At 58.4% G+C, this 21,323-nt stretch carries 16 protein-coding genes; 3 read left to right on the top strand and 13 right to left on the bottom strand.

Annotated elements, in window-relative coordinates:
• Positions 1–5: 5 nt before the first annotated feature.
• The 7 genes from ACMGGX_RS14380 to phoB form a co-directional block, all read right to left on the bottom strand.
• A complete protein-coding gene (locus tag ACMGGX_RS14380) occupies positions 6–1,391 on the bottom strand; it encodes a DUF3999 domain-containing protein (RefSeq protein WP_420298521.1) in 1,386 nt (461 codons plus the stop codon).
• A complete protein-coding gene (locus tag ACMGGX_RS14375; protein WP_420298520.1) occupies positions 1,388–4,003 on the bottom strand; it encodes a DUF2339 domain-containing protein in 2,616 nt (871 codons plus the stop codon). Before ACMGGX_RS14375 ends, ACMGGX_RS14380 begins: the two co-directional genes overlap by 4 nt.
• Before the next feature lie 88 nt (positions 4,004–4,091).
• Entirely contained in the window at positions 4,092–5,909 is a 1,818-nt protein-coding gene (malZ, locus tag ACMGGX_RS14370; protein ID WP_420298519.1) for a maltodextrin glucosidase, read from the bottom strand.
• 534 nt (positions 5,910–6,443) lie between these two features.
• Positions 6,444–7,817, bottom strand: a complete 1,374-nt coding sequence (gene proY / locus ACMGGX_RS14365; RefSeq protein ID WP_008503261.1) for a proline-specific permease ProY — start codon at positions 7,815–7,817, stop codon at positions 6,444–6,446.
• Between the two features lie 81 nt (positions 7,818–7,898).
• The gene (gene brnQ / locus ACMGGX_RS14360) at positions 7,899–9,218 is read right to left on the bottom strand and encodes a branched-chain amino acid transporter carrier protein BrnQ (protein ID WP_023310545.1); all 1,320 of its coding nucleotides are present in this window, start codon (positions 9,216–9,218) and stop codon (positions 7,899–7,901) included.
• A gap of 409 nt (positions 9,219–9,627) precedes the next feature.
• Positions 9,628–10,923 (bottom strand): phosphate regulon sensor histidine kinase PhoR, encoded by a 1,296-nt coding sequence (phoR, locus tag ACMGGX_RS14355; protein ID WP_023310544.1) that lies wholly within the window; start codon positions 10,921–10,923, stop codon positions 9,628–9,630.
• A 21-nt stretch (positions 10,924–10,944) separates the two neighbouring features.
• Complete coding sequence (gene phoB, locus ACMGGX_RS14350) at positions 10,945–11,634, bottom strand: phosphate response regulator transcription factor PhoB (RefSeq protein WP_008503265.1); 690 nt, start codon at positions 11,632–11,634, stop codon at positions 10,945–10,947.
• 187 nt (positions 11,635–11,821) lie between these two features.
• On the opposite strand from phoB, the gene sbcD reads away from it, so the two are divergent.
• Together sbcD and sbcC are read left to right on the top strand one after the other, a co-directional pair.
• Positions 11,822–13,027 (top strand): exonuclease subunit SbcD, encoded by a 1,206-nt coding sequence (gene sbcD / locus ACMGGX_RS14345; RefSeq protein ID WP_420298518.1) that lies wholly within the window; start codon positions 11,822–11,824, stop codon positions 13,025–13,027.
• Entirely contained in the window at positions 13,024–16,155 is a 3,132-nt protein-coding gene (sbcC, locus tag ACMGGX_RS14340; protein WP_420298517.1) for an exonuclease subunit SbcC, read from the top strand. Before sbcD ends, sbcC begins: the two co-directional genes overlap by 4 nt.
• Positions 16,156–16,659: 504 nt before the next feature.
• Here the strand turns inward: sbcC and mak are convergent.
• A complete protein-coding gene (gene mak / locus ACMGGX_RS14335) occupies positions 16,660–17,565 on the bottom strand; it encodes a fructokinase (RefSeq protein ID WP_420298516.1) in 906 nt (301 codons plus the stop codon).
• Positions 17,566–17,688: 123 nt separating this feature from the next.
• On the opposite strand from mak, the gene rdgC reads away from it, so the two are divergent.
• Entirely contained in the window at positions 17,689–18,603 is a 915-nt protein-coding gene (rdgC, locus tag ACMGGX_RS14330; protein WP_023310540.1) for a recombination-associated protein RdgC, read from the top strand.
• A 48-nt stretch (positions 18,604–18,651) separates the two neighbouring features.
• Here the strand turns inward: rdgC and ppnP are convergent, their stop codons facing one another.
• The 5 genes from ppnP to ACMGGX_RS14305 form a co-directional block, all read right to left on the bottom strand.
• Entirely contained in the window at positions 18,652–18,939 is a 288-nt protein-coding gene (gene ppnP / locus ACMGGX_RS14325; protein ID WP_008503270.1) for a pyrimidine/purine nucleoside phosphorylase, read from the bottom strand.
• A 71-nt stretch (positions 18,940–19,010) separates the two neighbouring features.
• The gene (locus ACMGGX_RS14320; RefSeq protein WP_008503271.1) at positions 19,011–19,688 is read right to left on the bottom strand and encodes an AroM family protein; all 678 of its coding nucleotides are present in this window, start codon (positions 19,686–19,688) and stop codon (positions 19,011–19,013) included.
• A gap of 237 nt (positions 19,689–19,925) precedes the next feature.
• A complete protein-coding gene (yaiA, locus tag ACMGGX_RS14315; protein WP_032638425.1) occupies positions 19,926–20,117 on the bottom strand; it encodes a protein YaiA in 192 nt (63 codons plus the stop codon).
• A 44-nt stretch (positions 20,118–20,161) separates the two neighbouring features.
• Positions 20,162–20,686: a shikimate kinase AroL gene (gene aroL / locus ACMGGX_RS14310; protein ID WP_023334674.1), complete on the bottom strand. Its 525-nt coding sequence runs from the start codon at positions 20,684–20,686 to the stop codon at positions 20,162–20,164.
• 143 nt (positions 20,687–20,829) lie between these two features.
• Positions 20,830–21,288: a YaiI/YqxD family protein gene (locus tag ACMGGX_RS14305; protein ID WP_010428006.1), complete on the bottom strand. Its 459-nt coding sequence runs from the start codon at positions 21,286–21,288 to the stop codon at positions 20,830–20,832.
• Between the last annotated feature and the right edge of the window lie 35 nt (positions 21,289–21,323).

Here is a 21,323-nt window from a genome sequence, read left to right as displayed (position 1 = left end):
TTTTTTTATGCCTTACGCTGCGTCTCTCGCCAGATTCGCCAGGCCATGCCCGCCAGCAGAATCACCCCCGCAATCAGCACGCCCCATACCAGAAGCGTGTTCATCCTGCTCTCCCGCTCGGCCGCAGAGGTAGCAGTCAGACGCTCCTGGCCGCCTAAGGCGACATCATCCAGAATGTCGGCCTGCGGCAGGTTCGCCATGTCATAGGTCTTGCGCAGGTCGGCCGGGATCAGCATGCCGGGCTCGACGCTGGCAGGCTTCGCGGCGCCGTTGCCCCAGGCGAGCACGTACGGCGCTTTCCCCTGCGCGTTGAACACCAGGTCATAGCGGTCGCGATGTCCCGTGACGCTCGGCAGGTATTCTGGCAGACGCGCATTCAGCGTCGTGATTTTCACGGCCTGCACCAGGCCCCCGTTAAGCGAAACCGGTGGCGACGCTTTTCCCTCAAGACGGTAAAGGACTTCTTTCTTGAGAGAATGCCATGCGTCTTTTTCCGTACTCCGCCACGCGATCTCCACGGGAAGGACGCCATCGCCATTCAGTGAGATGCTGACAGCACTCAGCGGCTGCGGGCGCGCCCAGTGCCACTGAGCTTCGCTTGTCGATAGCTGCTCCCCTTCCCCCTCAAGGTCGATAGCTTCCGGGGCCGCCTGCGCAGGTGTGCTGATTGCGTTTACGCCGGTCAAGGTTAGCCCCTGGCTCTGCGCGTTCAGCACCACCATGAGATAGCGATTCGCATCGGGAGATAAAACCGTATCGGTATCGATCCGATCGAGCTTAAGACGATCCTGACCGCTGACGACGTCCAGCAATGGCATATCCTCACGCAGGGTATACCAGCGCTTAAGATCCTCGCTGTAATAGACCGACGCCGTTCCCTGCCACGGCGTCTGAGGGGTATTCCAGAGCAGCTGCAGCTGGGATATGGCCATCTCCCCCGTAGCCTGCTCCGGCAGGGTCAGCAGATAATGTTGCCCGGCTGCGGCGGCTTTTTGCCCCTCCAGCACAATCTCAACGCCGTTTCGGGAACGAAGCAGGATCTTATCGCTATCACCGGATCCTCGCGAAGCCGCAAGCGGCGAGGCGTCCAGCGGGAAGAGGCGCAGCGCGGTGGATTGCGCTGGCGTCTGCGGACGCGTCGCGCTGACCAGGCTGAAGGGAACCGGCTCGCCCGACTGGTTAAAGACGCGGACATCATGCAGATCCGGCGACGTGCTTTGCTCATAGACAGCGAGCGGCAGCAGCACCCGATACCACTGGGAAGGAACAGACGTATCCAGTGAAAGACCAAAGGCATAGTCCCGGGGCGATTCCGTTTGTCCCTCGTCGCAAAACGCCGGGCCGGAAAGCGCCAGCAGCGCGGTACAGGCTACCGCTTTCATCCATTTCATTTTTCATCTCCTGTTTTGGGCGGTAGCGGTGAGAAATACCCCACGATCAGAACCAGTATCGCCACGCCGATAAACGCCACCGCGCGCGACAAACCGCCTCCGCCCGCGCTGTCCACCAGCATCAGTTTAACCATCACCACGCCCAGCAGCACGGCACCGCAGAGCCACTCCTGCCGGGACGCCCGACGGGTGGCATGGATCATGACCACCAGCGCGCTCAGCATCCAGAACAGGGCAAAACTGGTCTGGATAAGCCACGAATCCCATAGCGATGCCATATTCCAGGCCACGTCGCCGTACCAGGCCAGGGCGCGCATCAGCGCACCGTTAAGCCACCAGAAGCCAAACGCCATCAGCGCAACGGCAGGCCACGGGCGGGCCTGCGAGAGCCACACCGGGTAGTAGCGATCCACCGCCCGATAAAAGACGACCAGCCCCAGCAATGCGAACGCCGCGCCTTCCTCAAGCGGGTTTATCAGCGGCAGCCAGGTCTGACGATAGACAACGCCGTCCTGGAAATTGGTCACCACCAGCAGTACCAGCAGCGCCACGACCGCGGGGATCGGCGCCAGGCAGGCGTAGAGCGCAGGCCACACCCGGAACGGCCACCCGCGACGCCGTACGGCTGCAGAGAGCCCCATAATTACCCCGCCGCCTGCTGCCATCGCTACTCCGCTGCCCCAGGCCGCCATGCCCCACGGCAGCGACCGGGCAAACCAGTAAAGCTCAGCCGCCAGCGCCAGCAAAATCATCCAGAACAGCGACAAATGCAGCCCCATCGCGATGCGCGGCAGGAGTCTGTCACCGTCGCGCCGCAGCAGCATCAGCGCGGCAGGAAGCGCAACGCACCAGGCGAGATTTGACCACCCGGCGGCAACGATCTGCTGGTGCCAGAGCTGATAACCCACCATCAGCAGCATAACCGGCCACAGCAGCCATTTGCTGGCATCCAGCTCCCGCCACGCCAGACGAGCAGCCGCCTGCCGCCAGCCCCAGACCGACGCCGCCGTCAGCGCCAGCACGCCCGCCAGAATCGGTAATTCCTTCGTCAATGCCAGCCGCGATGCACCCAATAGCGCCACGAGCCAGAACAGCAGCCCGCCTGCCAGCAGCGCCCAGCTGACCGGCAGAAAGAGAGTCCGCCACAGCCAGGCCGCAGCCAGCCAGCAAAGGCTGAGGATGGTGAAGATCAGCAGCAGGCTCAGGGACGTAACGCCGTTCGTTTGCGCCCACAGTGCGCTGCCGAGCGCCAGCACCAGCAGCGCCGTCCCGCTATAGCTCATGCGACGCTGGTTCTGCTGTACGCCCAGCCAGAGGATACCCAGCCCTTCCAGCGCCCAGGCCATCGCCGTCCAGCGCGCCGACAGAGCCAGCGGAATGGCGAGCGTGGCAAATCCGCCGCCGATTGCCAGCGCCGCCATGACCAGAGGTCGCCCGATAGAGGGATAGCGCCGCAGCGCAAGGAACGCGAGGGTAAGATAAAATGCGCCGTAGCCCAGCGCGCTCAGGGCCGGTCCATATTCCCAGTGCCGGGTCATGCCGTACTGCATACCGAAACCGATCAGCGGCGGGGCAAACAGCAGCACGCCGTCAATAATTTGCTTCCCTTTCTCCTGCGCCCGCAGCGACAGCGCCACGCTCAGGACGCCGAATATCAGCGTATTGGCAATCAGGAACAGCTGGCAGACCCAATAGTCTTCAGGCTGGTAGTCATTCAGCCCCCACAGGCCGCCCACGCCGAACGTAAACAGCAGCCCGAGCAGGTTCAGCTCGCGCCAGTGCTGCCAGATGCTGATAGCGAGAATGCCGATGGAAAGCAGGAGATAGAAAGAGAACAGCGCCACAAAGCTGCCGCCCCCGGTAGACAGCAGCAGCGGCGCAAGATACCCGCCGAGGCTCGCCAGCATGGCAAGGCTCAGCGCTTTCTGCAACACGGCCAGCCCAACGCTCGCGGCGCAAATCACCACCAGAAGCGCAAAGGCCAGCGTCATCGGCAGCATTTGCCAGAGCCGGAATGCGCCAAACACCGTCAGGTAGAGCACGCCCGTCGCCCCGCCCTGGAGGATCAGCGCATAGACACGCTGCTTATGCCGCAGCCGCCACCCCACCGCCAGCAGAACGATGGCAAACAGCGCCGTTGCCACGAGGCGCAGCTCAAGCGGGAACAGGGAATGTTCAACGGTATAGCGCAGCAGGAATGAAAGACCGAGGAAGAGAAGCAGGATCCCAAGCTTCGCCAGCGGGTTACCCTGCATAAACCAGCGCGCCAGCGACGTCAGTATACCGCCAAAGGCAGAAGGCTTTTTTACCGCAGGCGTCGGGGCCGGAGCGGGTTCTGCCACGGCTGCGGGAGTATCGGAACGCCAGGGGTCGACAGGCGCGGGAGCATCTTCAACCACCGGCGCGGTCACGACCGCCGGAGCGGCAGACTGCACCGGCTCTGGCGCTATCTCATTCGCGCCGCGCTGCTCAAGCGCCTCAATGCGCTGGCGTAGCCGGGCGATCTCCTGTCGAGCCGCCGTACTTCGGTTAAAGCCGATAACCGCAAGCACGGGTGCCACCACCAGCGCAAATACCAGGAACAAACAGCCAAGGATGTAAAGCTCGTCCATGTTTCCACCTTCACCGTAAACGATCCGTTAAGATTGACACAAATAGTTGCATTTGCGCCATCTTAAAAGGTGGAAACATTAGCAGGTCTTAGCTGCCGAACCAGATCGTCGCGGATACCGCAGGCAGCGCCAGCACGCCGTCCTGTATCGTCGCCTTGCCCTCTTTATTCTTCCACGCCGCCACCTTCAGCAGCGGTGAATCATCCAGCACCACTTCGCAGGCTTCGCCCCGGTTAATGGCCACCAGCACGCGCTGCTGATTGTAGACGCGAGCAAACACCACCACGTTATCGTGGGCGTACACCACCTGACAGCCGCCGTAGCGCAGGGCGAGACTCTGCTTACGCAGCTTCGCCAGCCGCCGATACAGGCTGAACAGCACCTTGTCCTGCTTCTCTGGCTCCCACGGGAAGGTTTTGCGGCAGAACGGATCGTTGTTGCCGTCCAGCCCCACTTCGTCTCCATAATAGATGCACGGCACGCCCGGCCAGGTGAAGAGCCAGGTCACCGCCAGCGGCAGACGCGCCACATCCTTGCCGAGCAGGGATTTAAAGCGGGCGGTATCGTGGCTATCGAGCTGGTTGAACATCCGCAGCTGCTGCTGATGAGACAGACCGGCACGATAGTTCTCCATCCACGCCATGCAGGTTTCAGCGTCGATATGATTCGGATCGTAGGAGATATCAGTGTTAGCGAGGAATCCCCACAGCGGGAAGGTAAAGCCGCGATAGTTCATCGCCGCATCTTCCGCATCGTTCTGCAGCCACTGGCGCGCGTCGCCAAAGTGCTCGCCAAAGACGAACGCCTCCGGCTGGGCCGCTTTTGCCGAACGCGTAATCCCGGCGACGTGCTGAAGGTTATTCCGCGCCCCGCCCGCTTCGCCGAGCATATGCACTACGTCCAGACGCCAGCCGTCCATATTCCACGGCGCCTTCAGCCAGTGACGGACGATGCTGTCTTCACCGCCGTAGATTTCATTCACGAGCGTTGGCGACTGGAAATCCAGCTTCGGCAAGCTGGCGTAACCCAGCCAGTCCAGCGCGCGGCCCTCCTCGTTAAAGCTGTACCAGTCGCGCTGCGGCGACTCCGGGTTATGACATGCCCCGCCCATCGACTGGTTATGACGGTCAAACCAGGCGTGCGAATCTCCGCTGTGGTTGAACACGCCGTCCAGAATCAGGCGCATACCTTCGTTTTGGGTGTTCTTACGCAGGCGCAGCAGCGCCTCGTCACCGCCAAACTGCGCGTCAACGTGGCGATAATCTTCGGTATCGTATTTGTGCACGCTCGGGGCTTTAAACACCGGGTTGAGATACAGCGCCGTCACGCCGAGCTTTTTCAGGTACGGCAGCTTTTCGCTGATGCCGTCGAGATCGCCGCCGTAAAAGGTGGATCCGCCCGCCTGCGCGGTTAACGGCTCATCCCACGCTTTCAGGATAATGTCGTGGCCCGCCGCATGGTGGTGATAGATCTTATCCTGGTCGGCGGTGCGTTTTTCGCTGCGCGCAAAACGGTCCGGGAAAATCTGGTAAAACACCTGATCGTTAACCCACTGCGGGCCGTTATCCGGGTAATCGACCGCGAACTGCTCCAGCCGTGCGGGCGGGAAACGGCTAAACCCCTGCGGGGTAAACCACAGCTGGCGGTTATTCCACAAAAGCTTAAAGCTGTAGCGACGGCGCGGCTGCCCGCTGCTCAGGTCGATATTCGCCCGCCACGCCGTGATCCCCGGCTGCGGCTGGCTGCGCAGCCTGTGCATTTTCAGCCCGGTCTCTTCGTTATCTATTTCGGCGCGGAGCGTCACGCGTTCAGGCTGATTTTCCCCCGCCAGCCAGAGCGTAATCACAAGGTTGTCTTTGTTTTGCTTAACAAATGGGGCAACCGGAAGGTGCCAGGCGTTTAACATCACGAATCCCCTTTGATGAAATTGACGTCACCTTGCCACAGGGTGGTTAAGGATAGCTCACCATGACGTGATTTATTGGGGGAGGAGGACGGGGGAGGAGGTAATAATGCCCGCACGGACGGCTCCCTCTCCCTTGAGGGAGAGGGCTGGGGTGAGGGGGAAACATGCGGCTATTGGGGTAATTCCGTTCACTTCATGTTCCTTGCTACTCTGGAATGCCATGGCCTGTGAACGTGCCAGGGTGGCTCAGTCGCCACCACCCTGGCGACCCGGGCTCCCGGCGGTAAATCGCCGCTTCGCGGTGCCCTCAGCTTATTCCTTCAGGCTATCGGGTCGGGCATGAGCCTGCATCCATGCAGGCCACGCCCTCTCGGCGCATCCCTGCGCCTCGCCCCGGCCTTACGGAAACGCTTCGGCGATTTACAGCCGGACCAGGGCATCGCTGTAAGCCATTCACTTTCCTGAAACCACATGCATCGCTTCAGGTTAAAAATTGCCTGGCAATCCCCTTCCACGGAACAAGTAATACAAATATTACTGCGCTTCCGCCAGCTGACGGTCGCGGCGGCATTTAAACACCCAGCCCACCAGCAGCAGGACGATCCACGCGCAGCCCACGTACAGGGAAATGCGGGTATCCGGATGGTAGCCAATCAGGCCAATGATAAACACCAGGAAGATCAGCCCGACGACGGTCGTCGCAACGCCGCCCGGAACTTTGAACTTCAGCGCTTTTGCCTCATCCGGCGACAGACGACGGCGGAACGCAATCTGCGACAGCAGGATCATAATCCACACCCACACCGTCGCGAAGGTCGCCAGCGATGCGATCACCAGGAAGACGTTCTCCGGCATGATGTAGTTCAGGTAAACCGAGAACAGCAGCGCCACGGTCATCACCACAACGGTTACCCACGGCGTGCCGCGGCGTGAGGTTTTGGCGAACACCTTCGGCGCGCTGCCCTGCTCCGCCATACCGTGCAGCATACGGCCCACGCCAAAGACGTCACTGTTAATCGCGGAGAGCGACGCGGTGAGCACCACAAAGTTCAGAATGCTGGCCGCAAAGGCAATACCCATATGCTGGAAGGTGAGAACAAACGGGCTGCCGTTGGTGCCGACCTGATTCCACGGGTAGATAGACATAATCACGAACAGCGTACCCACGTAGAACACCAGAATACGCATCGGCACCGAGTTGATGGCGCGCGGAATGGATTTCTCCGGATCTTTCGCTTCCCCGGCGGTAATACCGATAATCTCGATACCGCCGTAGGCGAACATCACCATCTGCAGCGACATGACCATCCCGAGCCAGCCGTTGCTGAAGAAGCCACCGTTGCTCCAGAGGTTGTGAATACCGGTCGGCTGCCCGCCGTTGCCGATTCCCCAGATGATGATGCCGAAACCGGCCACGATCATGATGATGATGGTGGCGACCTTGAAGAAGGAGAACCAGAACTCCAACTCGCCGAACACCTTCACGCTCATCAGGTTGACGGCGCAAATGATCAGCACCACGCTCAGCACCCAAATCCAGTGCGGCACCGCCGGGAACCAGACGCCCATATAGATGCCAAACGCCGTCACGTCGGCAATTGCCACAATCAGGATTTCAAAGCAGTAGGTCCAGCCGGTAATAAACCCGGCCAGCGGGCCGAGGTTTTCCTGCGCGTAGCGGGAGAAGGAGCTGGCGGACGGGTTGTGAACCGACATTTCGCCGAGGGCGCGCATGATGATATACGCCGCCACGCCGCCGATGATGTACGCCAGCAGAACGCTGGGACCGGCCATTTTGATGGCATCTGCCGAGCCATAAAAAAGACCGGTGCCGATAGCCGAGCCCAGCGCCATAAAGCGGATGTGGCGCGTGCTCAATCCACGTTTAAGTTTGTTAGTGCTTTCCATTTAAATCTTGCCATTCAACACGAAAAAAACAAAAAACCACGGGGCCTTAAGCCCCGTGGTTAAACAGTTTGTTGCCGTTGATTAATGAGCGTTCGATGCGACCTGACGCCCTGCAGCACGATCCCAGATAATCGCCAGAACCAGTGCAACAACGGTAGGCATCAACCAGGCCAGCCCCTGCTCGGACAGCGGCAGACGCTGTGTCCATGCCGGCAGTATGTGCGCGAAAGCTGATGCTTTAATCCCGTCAAGGATACCAAAAATCAGGCTGATAAACATGGCTGGCGCAATAATTCGTGAAGAGTTGTTCCACCACGGGCGAGTAAAGCTCAGCACCACCAGCACGATACACGGCGGGTAAATCGCCGTCAGCACCGGAATCGAGACCTGAATCAGGTGGCTCAGACCGAGGTTGGACACCGCCATAGAGAAGATACCGAGGATAAACACCAGGGTGCGGTAAGAGAGCGGCAGATACTGTGCAAAGAACTCTGCGCAGGCGCAGGTCAGGCCAACCGCCGTCACCAGACAGGCCAGGAAGATGAGCGCTGCCAGCAGCATACTGCCCGCACCGCCGAAGGTGTGCTGAACGTAGGCGTGCAGGATAGCCGCACCGTTGGCGTTCTGCTCAACCAGCATGGCGCTGTCGGAGCCCAGACGGAACAGTGCCAGATACAGCAGCGTCAGCCCCACGCCGGCCATCAGGCCAGCCCAGATGGTATAGCGGGTCAGCAGACGCGCTTCGGTCACACCGCGGGAACGCGCGGCGTTAACAATAACGATACCAAACACCATCGCGCCCAGCGTATCCATCGTCAGATAGCCGTTCACAAAGCCGTTAGAGAACGCGGCGTTTTTATAGGCGTCCATCGCGTCGCTAATCGGGCCCGCTGGCCAGACAATCGCGGCTACCGCCAGAACAATCAGCGCCACAATTTTCAGCGGAGCCAGGAAGTTACCCACGGTATCCAGCAGCTTGCCCGGATAGAGGGAAACCAGAATCACGATTGCGAAGTAGATCAGGCTATAGATAAACAGCGGCATCGCACCGTCACCGGTCAGGGGAGCAATACCCACTTCGAAGGACACGGTTGCCGTACGCGGGGTCGCAAACAGCGGGCCAACGGCCAGATAGCAGACGGTTGCCAGCAGAACACCTGCAACTTTGCCAATCGGGGTGCTGAGGCTATCCACACCGCCGCCGACTTTCGCCAGCGCGACGACGGTCAGCACCGGCAGACCCACGGCAGTAATCAGGAAACCAAACGCGGCGGTCCAGACGTGTTCACCCGCCTGTAAGCCAACCATTGGAGGGAAAATGATGTTGCCTGCGCCAACGAACAGCGCAAATGTCATAAAGCCCAGCGCGATGATGTCACGCGATTTTAAGTGATGGGTCATAAAACCTTACTGCCTGTGGATGTGGTGTTGAAAACATTGAGATTTTCGATATCCCTGACGGGACGATACAGCCGAAAATTTGCTCAATTTCAGCGGGAAATGCTCCCGTCCTGGCGTGGAGAAGAATAGTTTTTCGATTTACCACGCAAATACAGTCGGTCTGACAGTATCTGGGGCGCAATTTAAACGCTTATAACGTTTAAAGGCAAGGTGGGATCGTAAAACCAGAACAATATGCCAGCATGAAAATACACGTCAGAACAATACGCTATTTATAAGAAAAACCCATGGCTAATCATGCGAACAAAAAACGGTCAACCGTATAAAATTCACCCGCGTTTCGCTTGACTGCAAAGCAAACGGGCCAGCAGACGCTGGCCCGTGGAAAGGTAAAATGACACGCCTGCCGTCAGGCGATCTTTTTGGCAATTAATCGTTCCGGAATTACGAAACTGAAGCGGGTTCCTTTACCCAGCGTACTCTGAATATCGAGACGGCTTTCATGGTGATTCACCGCGTGTTTCACAATTGCCAGCCCCAGGCCGCTTCCGCCAGTCTGCCGGGATCGCGCTTTATCCACACGGTAAAAGCGCTCGGTCAGACGCGGAATATGCTCAGGCGCAATCCCCGGCCCGTTGTCTTCCACGCTAAACTCAGCCCCCGTTGGGGCATGATGCCAGCGCACCACGATATTCGTCCCCTCCGGCGTATGATTCACCGCGTTATACACCAGGTTGGAAATGGCGCTACGCAGTTCATCTTCGCTGCCCAGCACCTTCAGCGTATTGTCGACCTCAAAGGTCAGGTGATGCTTTTTGTGGCTTAGCGTCTGCGCTTCACGCTCAACGACCCGCAGCATCATCGGCACATCAATGGTGTCATTTAGCGCGAGCGTCGGCGCCGCTTCAATCTTCGAGAGCGTCAGCAGCTGCTTCACCAGCCCTTCCATCCGGTGCGTTTGCTCGCGCATGGTGTGCAGCGCTTTTTCACGCGGCGCGCCTTCAAGCGTTTGCTCCTGCATCATCTCCAGGTATCCCTGAAGCACGGTCAACGGGGTACGCAGTTCGTGACTGACGTTGGCGAAGAAGTTGCGACGCGCCCCTTCCAGCTGGTGCATCTGGGTGACATCGCGCGCCACCATCAGCCACTGCTTATCGCTGTAGGGCATCACGCGGATTTCCAGATGGCGACCATTATTGAGCTTCAGATTGTGCGGGCGGGTAAAATCACGCTTTTTCAGATACAGCGTGAACTCGGGATAGCGCAGAAGGTTGAGGATATTCTGACCATTGTCGTCGGGCCAGCGCAGGCCCAGCAGCTGTTGCGCAAGGCCGTTACACCAGAAGATCGTCCCTTCTTCGGTTGTGAGAATAACGGCATCCGGCAGCGACTCTGCACCGCTGCGAAAACGCTTAATCAGGCTTCCCAGCTCGCGGCGGCGCTTTTTATTACGCATCTGCATCTGATGCAGACCGTACAGCAGCGGCTCCCAGCTGCCGCTTCCCGGCGGCGGCGTCATACTTCGGTCAACCCACAGCCACCAGGAGAGGCGCAGCAGGTTCCAGAAATGCCAGATCAGCAGCCCGGTGACCGACGCCAGCAGAAACCACGGCAGGTGTCCAAGAAAGGCCCCCAGAAGGAAGGCCGGAATACAGCATAAGATCAGTTCAAAGACGAGCCTTTTCCATGACAGACGTTCCAGCACGCGTCACACTCCTGTCATTGTTCAGAAACGGGTAGAAAAACGATAACCCGTGCCGCGGACCGTCTGCACCATGCGATCGTGGCCGCTCAGTTCCAGTGCTTTTCGCAGGCGGCGAATATGTACGTCAACCGTCCGGTCTTCGACATACACGTTAGTTCCCCAGACGTTATTCAGCAACTGCTCGCGGCTGTAAACGCGTTCCGGGTGGGTCATAAAGAAGTGCAGGAGTTTAAATTCAGTAGGCCCCATGTCGAGGGGATTTTCACCGGTCATCACGCGGTGTGAGGTGGGGTCAAGGCTCAGCCCCTGCATCTCTATCACCTCTTCCACCGCCATCGGCGAAATTCGGCGCATCACGGCTTTAATGCGGGCAACCAGCTCTTTTGGAGAGAACGGTTTAGTAATGTAATCGTCCGCGCCGGTCTCCAGACCGCGAACGCGATCCTCTTCTTCTCCGCGCGCCGTGAGCATCACAACCGGGATGTCGCGGGTCAGCGCTTCACGCTTCAGGTGTTTGATAAACTGCAGTCCGGAGCCGCCGGGCAACATCCAGTCCAGCAGAATCAGATCGGGCCAGGGTTCATTCAGCTGGTTCACTGCGCTGTCATAATCTTCCGCTTCAACCGGCTGGAAGCCGTTTTGCTCGAGCACGAAGCACACCATTTCACGAATTGGAGCTTCATCTTCTACGACCAGAATACGTCTCGCCATACTTTGCCCTGTCTTATCTTATTTAAGTTACAAGTTTGTAATTCGGCGCCATTATGCGTCAGATTTATGACAGATTTATGAAAAACAGTACCACGATAAGGGGCAAACCGTTGTTTTATTACAGCGGTTATTTTCCCGTCTCTGAACGTTTATAATCCTGCTTTCTCTTTTTTGCCACGGATCTGCTATGCGCATACTTCACACCTCGGACTGGCATCTGGGTCAAAATTTTTACAGCAAAAGCCGTGCGGCTGAACATGAAGCCTTCCTGAACTGGCTGCTGGAAACGGCCCGGACGCACGAGGTGGACGCGATTATTGTGGCGGGTGACATCTTTGATACCGGCTCGCCCCCCAGCTATGCGCGTGAACTGTACAACCGCTTCGTGGTGAATTTGCAGCAAACCGGCTGTCATCTGGTGATTGTCGCCGGCAACCATGATTCCGTCGCGACCCTCAATGAATCCCGCGACATCCTGGCATTTCTCAATACCACCGTCGTCGCCAGCGCCGGGCACGCCCCGCAGATCCTGAAAAAACGCGACGGCACGCCGGGGGCGGTGCTGTGCCCCATTCCCTTTTTACGGCCGCGCGACATCGTGCAAAGCCAGGCGGGGCTGTCGGGTGCGGAAAAGCAGCAGCATCTATCACAGGCCATCACCGACTATTATCACCAGCAGCACGCCGATGCATGCGCCCTGCGCGGCAACCAGCCGATTCCGGTGATTGCGACGGGGCATCTCACCACCGTCGGGGCGAGTAAAAGTGACGCGGTACGTGAGATCTATATCGGCACGCTGGACGCCTTTCCGGCGCAGAACTTCCCGCCAGCCGACTACATTGCGCTCGGACACATTCACCGGGCGCAGATCGTCGGCGGCAGCGAGCACATCCGCTACTGCGGCTCGCCAATTTCGCTCAGCTTTGACGAAACGGGCAAGGCCAAATCCGTCCATCTGGTGAGCTTCTCCGAAGGGAAACTTCACGCCGTCGAGACGCTGGAGGTGCCCGTCACCCAGCCGCTGGCGGTGCTGAAGGGCGATCTTGACGCCATTACCGCCCAGCTTGAGCAGTGGCGTGGCGCGGCGCTTAACCCGCCCGTCTGGCTGGATATCGAAATCACCACCGACGACTACCTGCACGATATGCAGCGTAAAATTCAGGCGCTAACGGAAGATTTACCCGTCGAGGTCTTACTGGTACGCCGCAGCCGCGAGCAGCGCGAGAAAATTCTGTTAAGCGCTCAACGCGAAACGCTCAGTGAGCTTCGGGTTGAAGAGGTGTTTGAACGCAGGCTCTCGCAGGAGGAAATTGACGACGCGAAGCGCGCAAGACTCAGCGAACTGTTCAGCCATACCCTGCATGCGCTCAATAATGAGGAAGAAAACGCATGAAAATTTTGAGCCTGCGCCTGAAAAATCTCAACTCCCTCAAGGGCGAGTGGAAAATTGACTTTACCGCGGAGCCCTTTGCCAGCAACGGTCTGTTTGCCATCACCGGCGCGACCGGGGCAGGTAAAACCACCCTGCTTGACGCCATCTGTCTGGCGCTTTATCACGAAACGCCGCGACTGCAGAAGGTTTCTCAGGCGCAAAACGACCTGATGACGCGCGACACCGCCGAGTGCCTGGCGGAAGTGGAGTTCGAGGTAAAAGGCACCGCCTATCGCGCATTCTGGAGCCAGAACCGCGCGCGCAACCAGCCGGACGGAAACCTGCAGGCGCCGCGCGTGGAGCTGGCGCGCTGCGAAGATGGCAAAATCCTGGCCGACAAAGTGACGGATAAACTGGAGCAAACCGCCGCGCTCACCGGGCTGGACTATGGCCGCTTTACCCGCTCCATGCTGCTCTCACAGGGGCAGTTTGCCGCCTTCCTTAATGCCAGGCCGAGCGATCGCGCCGAGCTGCTGGAAGAGCTGACCGGCACCGAGATCTACGGCCAGATTTCCGCCATGGTGTTTGAGAAGCACAAAGCCGCCCGCAGCGTGCTTGAAAAATGCGAGGCGCAGGTGGCGGGCGTCGTGCTGTTGAGCGAAGAGCAACAGCAGCAGTTGCAGCAAAGTTTGCAGGCGCTTACTGACGAAGAGAAAACCCTGCTGGTTCAGCAGCAAAGCCAGCAGAAAGATTTTCAGTGGCTTACGCGCCATGATGAGCTCGTACTTGAGCAACAGCGCGTCACCGCGATGCAGCAGCAGGCGCAACAGGCGCTGACGAACGCTGCGCCAGAGCTGGCAAAGCTCCAGCTTGCTCTGCCTGCCGCCCAGCTTCGACCGCTTTGGGAGCACCAGCAGGAGCAAACCGCGCGCCTGACGCAAACCCAGCAGCGAATTCTCGAAGTAAATACTCGCTTACAAGCCAAAACCGCGCTGCGCGCGCGGATCCGTCATACCGCCCAGCGTAATCATGAGCAGCTTCAGACCGAGCAGACGGCGCTGGCGCAGTGGCTGGCGGAGCACGAACGCTATCGCCTGCTGGGGCAGGAGATTGCCGGCTGGCGTGCCCAGTTCTCTCAGCTTAACCGCGACAAAACGCAGTTAGCCTCGCTTGCTGCGCGGATGGGTGAATTACGCAACAGGCTGGCTGAGATGCCGGAAAATTCGCTGACGCTGACGGCGGATGAGGTCAGCGCGGCCATGGAGCAGCAGTCCCGGTCACGCACGCTGCGCCAGCGTCTGACGTCGCTGCATGCCCGCTATCAGCCGCTGCAAAAACGCCTGCGCCAGAGCGGTGAAAGCGTGCAGAAGGCCCAGGCCGATCAAAATAAACTCAATGAAACGCTGACGCTGCGCCGCCAGCAGTACAAAGAGAAACACCAGCACTATCTGGACCTCAAGGCCCTGTGCGAAACCGAAGCGACGATCAAAAAGCTGGAACATTATCGTTCGCAGCTTGAGGCAGGCAAACCCTGTCCGCTGTGCGGCTCCAGCGAGCATCCCGCCGTTGCGCAATACCAGTCGCTTGAGCTGACGGATAACCAGCGCCGCCGCGATGACCTGGAAAAAGAGGTCGCCGCGCTTAAAGAGGAAGGCCTGCTGGTGCTGGGACAAGTTAATGCCCTGACGCAGCAGATCCAGCGCGAGACGGACGAAGCGCAGACTCTCTCTCAGGAAGAGCAAGCGCTCACTAAAGAGTGGATGGAAGCCTGCACTTACCTGAACATCGCGTTGAATATTCAGGAAGATATCACGCCATGGATGAACGAGCAGGAACAGTACGAGCGCCAGCTTTATCAGCTCAGCCAGCGTCTGACCCTGCAAAACCAGCTAAACGAGCAGGAAGTGCAGGAGCGACAGTATCAGCAGCAGCTGACGGCCGCGCGCCAGGCGCTGGAAAACACCCTGCTTTCGCTATCGCTTAACGTACCTGAAGACGGTAATGAAGCCGCCTGGCTGCACGCCCGCGAAGCGGAATTCGCGCAGTGGCAGGAGAAACAAACGCAGCACGGCGCGCTTCTGGAACGCATAAACGCGCTGAAGCCGCTGCTCGACACGCTTCCGGAAACGAACGGCGAAGAGGCCGAACCGGCCATTCCTGACGGCTGGCGCGACGTTCACGACGAATGCGTGTCGCTACAAAGCCAGCTCAGCGCGCAGCAGCAGCAGGAAAAGCTGGAGCAAGAGCGCCTGCTTCAGTCGCAGGCACAGTTCACCGCGGCGCTCGCAGCGAGCTGCTTTGCCGATCGGGACACGTTCCTTGCCGCGCTGCTGGATGACGACGCTATTCGTCGCCTCGAACAGCTGAAGCAGTCGCTGGAAAGCCAGATACAGCAGGCCTCGGCCCTTTCCGGCCAGGCTAATCAGCAGCTGCAATCTCATCTGGCGCTGCGGCCGGAAGGTCTCAATGCAGATGCCCCTGCGCTGCAAAGCCAGCTGCAGCAGCTGGCGCAACGACTTCGCGAGAACACGACGCATCAGGGCGAGATCCGCCAGCAGCTTAAGCAGGACAGCGATAACCGTCAGCACCAGCTGGCGTTGATGCAGCAAATTGAAGAGGCCGCGCGCGAGGCGGACGACTGGGGTTATCTGAACGCGCTGATCGGCTCCAGCACCGGCGACAAGTTCCGTAAATTCGCACAGGGGCTGACGCTGGATAATCTCGTCTGGCTTGCTAACCAGCAGCTTAACCGTCTGCACGGGCGTTATCTGCTGCAGCGCAAGGCCAGCGACGCGCTGGAGCTGGAAGTGGTCGATACCTGGCAGGCGGATGCGGTTCGCGATACCCGCACGCTCTCGGGCGGCGAGAGCTTCCTGGTCAGCCTGGCGCTGGCGCTGGCCCTTTCCGATCTGGTGAGTCATAAAACGCGGATCGATTCCCTGTTCCTGGATGAAGGCTTCGGCACGCTCGACAGTGAAACGCTGGATACCGCGCTGGATGCGCTCGACGCGCTGAACGCCACCGGGAAAACCATCGGCGTGATCAGCCACGTAGAGGCGATGAAAGAGCGCATTCCGGTGCAGATCAAGGTGAAGAAGATCAACGGGCTGGGGTACAGCAGGCTGGATAAGGTGTTTGCGGTGGAATAAATGGGGGGATGGTGCGATCTGATGCCCTCACCCTGGCCCTCTCCCACAGGGCTGAGGGATCCCCACAAAATAATGCGAGCAGAGAACAATCCCCTCGCCCCTCCGGGGAGAGGGTTAGGGTGAGGGGAATATACGGCTATAGTGGTCATTCCGTTCACTTTATGTTCCTTGCTGCTTTGTAACGACATGACCGGTGAACGTGCCAGGGTGGCTCAATCGCCACCACCCTGGCAACCCGGGCTCCCGGCGGTAAATCGCCGCTTCGCGGTGCCTTCGGCTTATTCCTTCCGGCTTATCGGGTACGGGCGGAGGTAACATCCCTGTAAAGCCCGCCCTCTCGGCGCATCCATGCGCCTCGCCCCGGCCTGCAGGAAACACCTCAGCGATTTACAGCCGGACCAGGGTATCGCTGTAAGTTATTCATTTTCCTGATGCAACGTAGGTCGCTTCCAGTTTAAAAAATTACTGGGGATTCCTCAGCCCACAGGGAGAGGGAATAAAGGTTTATTCTGGCCATAACCACGCCGCGCCGCGCACGCCGCTGGAGTCACCGTGGACAGCTTTGCGGATCGGGGTTTCACACTCGCCGCCGAACACCCACTGTTTCACCAGGTTCGGTACCGTGGCGTACAGCCGGTCAACGTTGCTCATGCCGCCGCCGAGTACAATCACGTCCGGATCGAGAATATTCACCACGTGCGCCAGGGATTTCGCCAGCCGCATTTCGTAGCGGCTAAGGGCCAGCTCGGCGACCGGATCCTGTTCTTCGACCAGACGCATGATTTCGTTGCCCTTTAGCGGATGGCCGCTCAGACGGTGGTAGTCGGTCGCAAAACCGGTGCCGGAGATAAACGTCTCAATACAGCCCTGCTTTCCGCAGTAGCACGGCACTTCAGCGCGGTATTTAAGCTCGTCTTCGTCCATCCACGGCAGCGGGTTGTGTCCCCACTCGCCCGCGGTGCCGTTGCCGCCAATATGGGCGCGCCCGCCGAACGCCACGCCCGCGCCGCAGCCGGTACCGACGATCACGGCAAACACGGTGTGGGCACCGGCCGCCGCGCCGTCGATGGCCTCAGAGACCGCCAGGCAGTTGGCATCGTTGGCCAGACGCACTTCCCGGTTCAGACGCTGGCTCAAATCCTTATCAAACGGCTGACCGTTGAGCCAGGTGGAGTTGGCATTTTTAACCACCCCGGTATACGGCGAGATCGACCCCGGGATCCCCATCCCGACGCTGCCGGTTTGCCCTGTCGCCTGCTCTGCCATCTCAACCAGGCTGGCAATCGTCTCGATAGTCTGGTGATAATCATCGCGCGGCGTCGGCAGACGGTGGCGGAACAGCTGCTCCCCCTGCTCGCTCAGTGCGATGACTTCTGTTTTGGTGCCGCCCAAATCGATCCCAATACGCACAAGACTCTCCTCATTATTTTGATTATCAACAGAGTAGAAGCACGCTCCCCGATTAGCAATGCAAGCGATGCGACAATTCGTTATCATGCCCGCTGATTTAACGACAAGGCCGTGGAAATTATCATGCTGTGGTTCAAAAATTTGATGGTTTACCGTCTCAGCCGCGACGTTTCGCTGCGTGCAGAAGAGATGGAAAAACAGTTAGCCGCTTATACCTTTTCCCCTTGCGGTAGCCAGGATATGGCGAAAACCGGCTGGGTTCCGCCAATGGGTTCACAAAGCGATGCACTGACCCACGCCAGCAGCACGGGTCAAATCATCGTCTGCGCCCGTAAAGAAGAGAAAATCCTGCCGACGCCGGTGGTTAAGCAGGCGCTCGAAGCGAAAATTTTCAAGCTGGAAGCCGAACAGGGCCGCAAGCTGAAAAAGACCGAAAAAGATTCGCTGAAAGACGAAGTGCTGCACTCCCTGCTGCCGCGCGCCTTCAGCCGCTTCAGCCAGACCATGATGTGGATCGACACCGTCAACGGCCTGATCATGGTGGACTGTGCCAGCGCCAAGAAAGCAGAAGATACGCTGGCCCTGCTGCGTAAAAGCATCGGATCTTTACCGGTCGTTCCGCTGGCGCTGGAAACGCCGATCGAGCTGACGTTAACCGAATGGGTACGCAGCGGCGCTGCGGCTCAGGGTTTCCAGATCCTTGATGAAGCCGAGCTGAAAGCCCTGCTGGAAGATGGCGGCGTGATCCGCGCGAAGAAGCAGGATCTGGTGAGCGACGAGATCGCTGTACACATCGAAGCGGGTAAAGTGGTCACTAAACTGGCGCTCGACTGGCAGCAGCGCATTCAGTTCGTAATGTGCGACGACGGCTCCGTGAAGCGTCTGAAGTTCTGCGACGAGCTGCGCGATCAGAACGAAGATATCGACAGGGAAGATTACGCCCAGCGCTTTGACGCGGACTTCATCCTGATGACCGGCGAGCTGGCCGCGTTGATTCAGAATCTGGTGGAAGGTCTCGGCGGCGAAGCGCAGAGATAACAGGCAAAACGCAGGCCGGGTAAGCGTTAGCGCCACCCGGCTTATTTTTTATTTCAGGTAGCGGCACAGATAAGAGGTAGGTTCAGCGACCTGCAAATGAAACTCGCTGTGGCCAGGGACGTTGAAAACTTGCCCGGCAGCGTAAACTTTCCATTCCGTTTCACCCGGCAGTAAGACGTTCAGCGCCCCGCTGACGACCGTCATTTCTTCAGCTTCCGCCGTGCCAAAGGTGTATTCCCCTTCCGCCATAACGCCGACACTGGCGCGACCAGTGCTGCTGCTGGTAAAACCAATGGATTTCACTTTACCGGAAAAGTATTCGTTACTTTGAAGCATGAACTGGCCCTTATATTTATAGATAAAAATTCACTATAGGGGCCATGCTCATCACCTGTCACGCAAAATCATTACATGAGGAGTTCCGAGGCCAGGCGAGCCATCAGAACGTTGGATAACAGCACGGGGACATCCAGCGCTTTTTGCAGCAGATCACGATGATGCTGATGGAAACCGAGGCAGTCCAGAATCAAGACATCTGCTCCTCTTTCCAGCAGTTCCTTCCCGGCAGCAATAAGTTTTGCCTCACTGTCCCAGAACGGATTTGCCAGCGCATACAAGGGCACTTTTTCCAGCACGTGCCACTTTGCCTCCTGGTTATCCATAAGCTCCTCAATGGGCACAATCACCCCCACCTGATGACCATCCACGATGGAGGCCACCAGCGGTGGAATGATCCGCATCGGCTCCAGCAAAATCGCATTACGCGCCGTGAGGCCCTTAATGGGCGCGGTACTCATCAGCAAAATAACGTCATAACCTTGATTATCGAGCACTTCTATTACGCCCTGCAGCGAGCGCTCGATTTTCTGACGTGAAACATGCGCCAGTTTACCGTCGCTTAATAACGTCGCCAGGGGATCCTCCCCCGCCTCGACAGCGTAGTCTTCCATGACCTCTTCCCGACTCATCTTCCCCAGCAGGCTAAGATGCGTTATCTGTTGTTCAGATACATGCTCGGTTAAGAGCGGTAACACTTCGCTTACAGGGACCACACCAATGGTGAGGATCGCCAACGTTGCCTTCATCTTGATCGCCTTCCATTACTCCAACATCGTGCACACAGGTACAGGCTCACTACGCTGCACAGTTCATTTTTTCAACAAAACAGCACCAAGCGTAGCAGGTGATCCCGACATCGAAATGTAAAGATCGCCTGCCGATACCGGAGTTACTTGTAATAACTAAATATTAACTCCTGCTTAACTTTCCCGATGAGTAAAAAGTGTGATTCAGGCACGATACTGGAACGTTTAGGAAAAGGGTCAGGTTTTATCGGGATCTTCATAGCGCCGTTTCGCATCCAGCGCTTCCTGTTCAGTCTCGTGTTCACTGATCAGCGAGTCCGGTTTGGGGTGATCGGCACGCAGTTGATACCAGGTCACGGTATGACCCGTCTGGCCTTTTTCAACGGTAACAATACGTGCTTCACGCGGATAGGGAGGTCTGGTTGGCATAGCTCATCCTTTTTTTATGTCTGAGCTATAAGTATAGACGCCGGTTAGCTGGCACAAGCCAAACGCAGGGCGGTAATAATCTGAATCACAACGTCTTCGGGAGAGGCTGACGCATCCACCACGTGGTGAGCCGCTTCGCGGTATAACGCATCGCGTTCGGCCAGCACTTCGCTCACCTCTTCGTTGAGCGGCCTGGAGGTCAGCGCGGGGCGTTGCCCCTCTTCCGGAAAGGCTTCCAGCCGCCCTACCAGAGCCGACACCGGCGCGCTGAGATAAATCACAATCCCCTTTTCGCGCATAAAGTGGCGATTACACTCCGCCAGAACAATGCCACCGCCGGTCGCGATCACGGCAGACGGGATAGTGACCGCTTTCAGCGCGGCGGTTTCGCGCGCGCGAAAGCTCTCCCATCCCTCTTGCTCAACGATCTCAGCGATGGTTTTTCCGGCCTCGGTTTGCAGCCAGTGGTCGGTATCAACAAACTGGCGATGACACACGCGTGCCAGCTCCAGGCCAACGGTGGTTTTCCCACAGCCGCGGGGGCCAACTAAAAAGATGGGTTGGGTCATGCCAGGTGTTCCCCTTGATGCCGAATGGCTGAAGAGTGTAAAGAAATAATTGCAGAAGATGTTGCGATTACTTTACTGCAAAGCGGTACGGGATGACAACCCTGTGGAGGTCACACTGTACCACAAATTGACAATAATTATCATTACGCTGTACGGCGCTTCACTTCCAGCAGCCATTTATCCAGCTCGGCAGCGAACTGCTGACGGTCGCGCTGGGACAGGCTGTCCGGTCCACCGGTCTGCACGCCGCTGGCCCGCATCGTATCCATAAAATCGCGCATGGTGAGCTTTTCCCGAATGGTCGAAGGCGAGTAACGCTCCCCGCGCGGATTGAGCGCCGCCGCCCCTTTCTCCAGCACTTCGGCAGCCAGCGGAATATCCGCCGTGATCACCAGATCCTCCGCGCTGCACAGACGAACAATTTCGTTATCCGCCACGTCGAACCCGGCCGGCACGCGCAAGGAGCGGATGAACCGCGAAGGCGGTACGCGAATATTCTGGTTCGCCACCAGCGTCAGCGGCATCTGAACGCGCTCGGCGGCGCGAAATAAAATCTCTTTAATCACGTTCGGACACGCGTCCGCATCAACCCAAATCGCCATATTGTCTCCCCATAATGAGTCTGCCGACTATTGTC

This window comes from Enterobacter sp. BNK-29 (genome assembly GCF_048684785.1).
GTDB lineage: Bacteria > Pseudomonadota > Gammaproteobacteria > Enterobacterales > Enterobacteriaceae > Enterobacter > Enterobacter cloacae_M.
The sequence above is the reverse complement of the archived record's forward strand: the minus strand, read 5'-3'. Positions and strand labels throughout refer to the sequence as shown.

What these genes read in the sequence shown, in the direction of transcription:
- proY (WP_008503261.1), bottom strand. Translation starts at nt 7,817, where the DNA reads ATGGAAAGCACTAACAAACTTAAACGTGGATTGAGCACGCGCCACATC.
- ACMGGX_RS14380 (WP_420298521.1), bottom strand. Translation starts at nt 1,391, where the DNA reads ATGAAATGGATGAAAGCGGTAGCCTGTACCGCGCTGCTGGCGCTTTCC.
- aroL (WP_023334674.1), bottom strand. Translation starts at nt 20,686, where the DNA reads ATGACCCAACCCATCTTTTTAGTTGGCCCCCGCGGCTGTGGGAAAACC.
- brnQ (WP_023310545.1), bottom strand. Translation starts at nt 9,218, where the DNA reads ATGACCCATCACTTAAAATCGCGTGACATCATCGCGCTGGGCTTTATG.
- phoB (WP_008503265.1), bottom strand. Translation starts at nt 11,634, where the DNA reads ATGGCGAGACGTATTCTGGTCGTAGAAGATGAAGCTCCAATTCGTGAA.
- yaiA (WP_032638425.1), bottom strand. Translation starts at nt 20,117, where the DNA reads ATGCCAACCAGACCTCCCTATCCGCGTGAAGCACGTATTGTTACCGTT.
- ACMGGX_RS14305 (WP_010428006.1), bottom strand. Translation starts at nt 21,288, where the DNA reads ATGGCGATTTGGGTTGATGCGGACGCGTGTCCGAACGTGATTAAAGAG.
- sbcD (WP_420298518.1), top strand. Translation starts at nt 11,822, where the DNA reads ATGCGCATACTTCACACCTCGGACTGGCATCTGGGTCAAAATTTTTAC.
- sbcC (WP_420298517.1), top strand. Translation starts at nt 13,024, where the DNA reads ATGAAAATTTTGAGCCTGCGCCTGAAAAATCTCAACTCCCTCAAGGGC.
- malZ (WP_420298519.1), bottom strand. Translation starts at nt 5,909, where the DNA reads ATGTTAAACGCCTGGCACCTTCCGGTTGCCCCATTTGTTAAGCAAAAC.
- ACMGGX_RS14320 (WP_008503271.1), bottom strand. Translation starts at nt 19,688, where the DNA reads ATGAAGGCAACGTTGGCGATCCTCACCATTGGTGTGGTCCCTGTAAGC.
- ppnP (WP_008503270.1), bottom strand. Translation starts at nt 18,939, where the DNA reads ATGCTTCAAAGTAACGAATACTTTTCCGGTAAAGTGAAATCCATTGGT.
- rdgC (WP_023310540.1), top strand. Translation starts at nt 17,689, where the DNA reads ATGCTGTGGTTCAAAAATTTGATGGTTTACCGTCTCAGCCGCGACGTT.
- ACMGGX_RS14375 (WP_420298520.1), bottom strand. Translation starts at nt 4,003, where the DNA reads ATGGACGAGCTTTACATCCTTGGCTGTTTGTTCCTGGTATTTGCGCTG.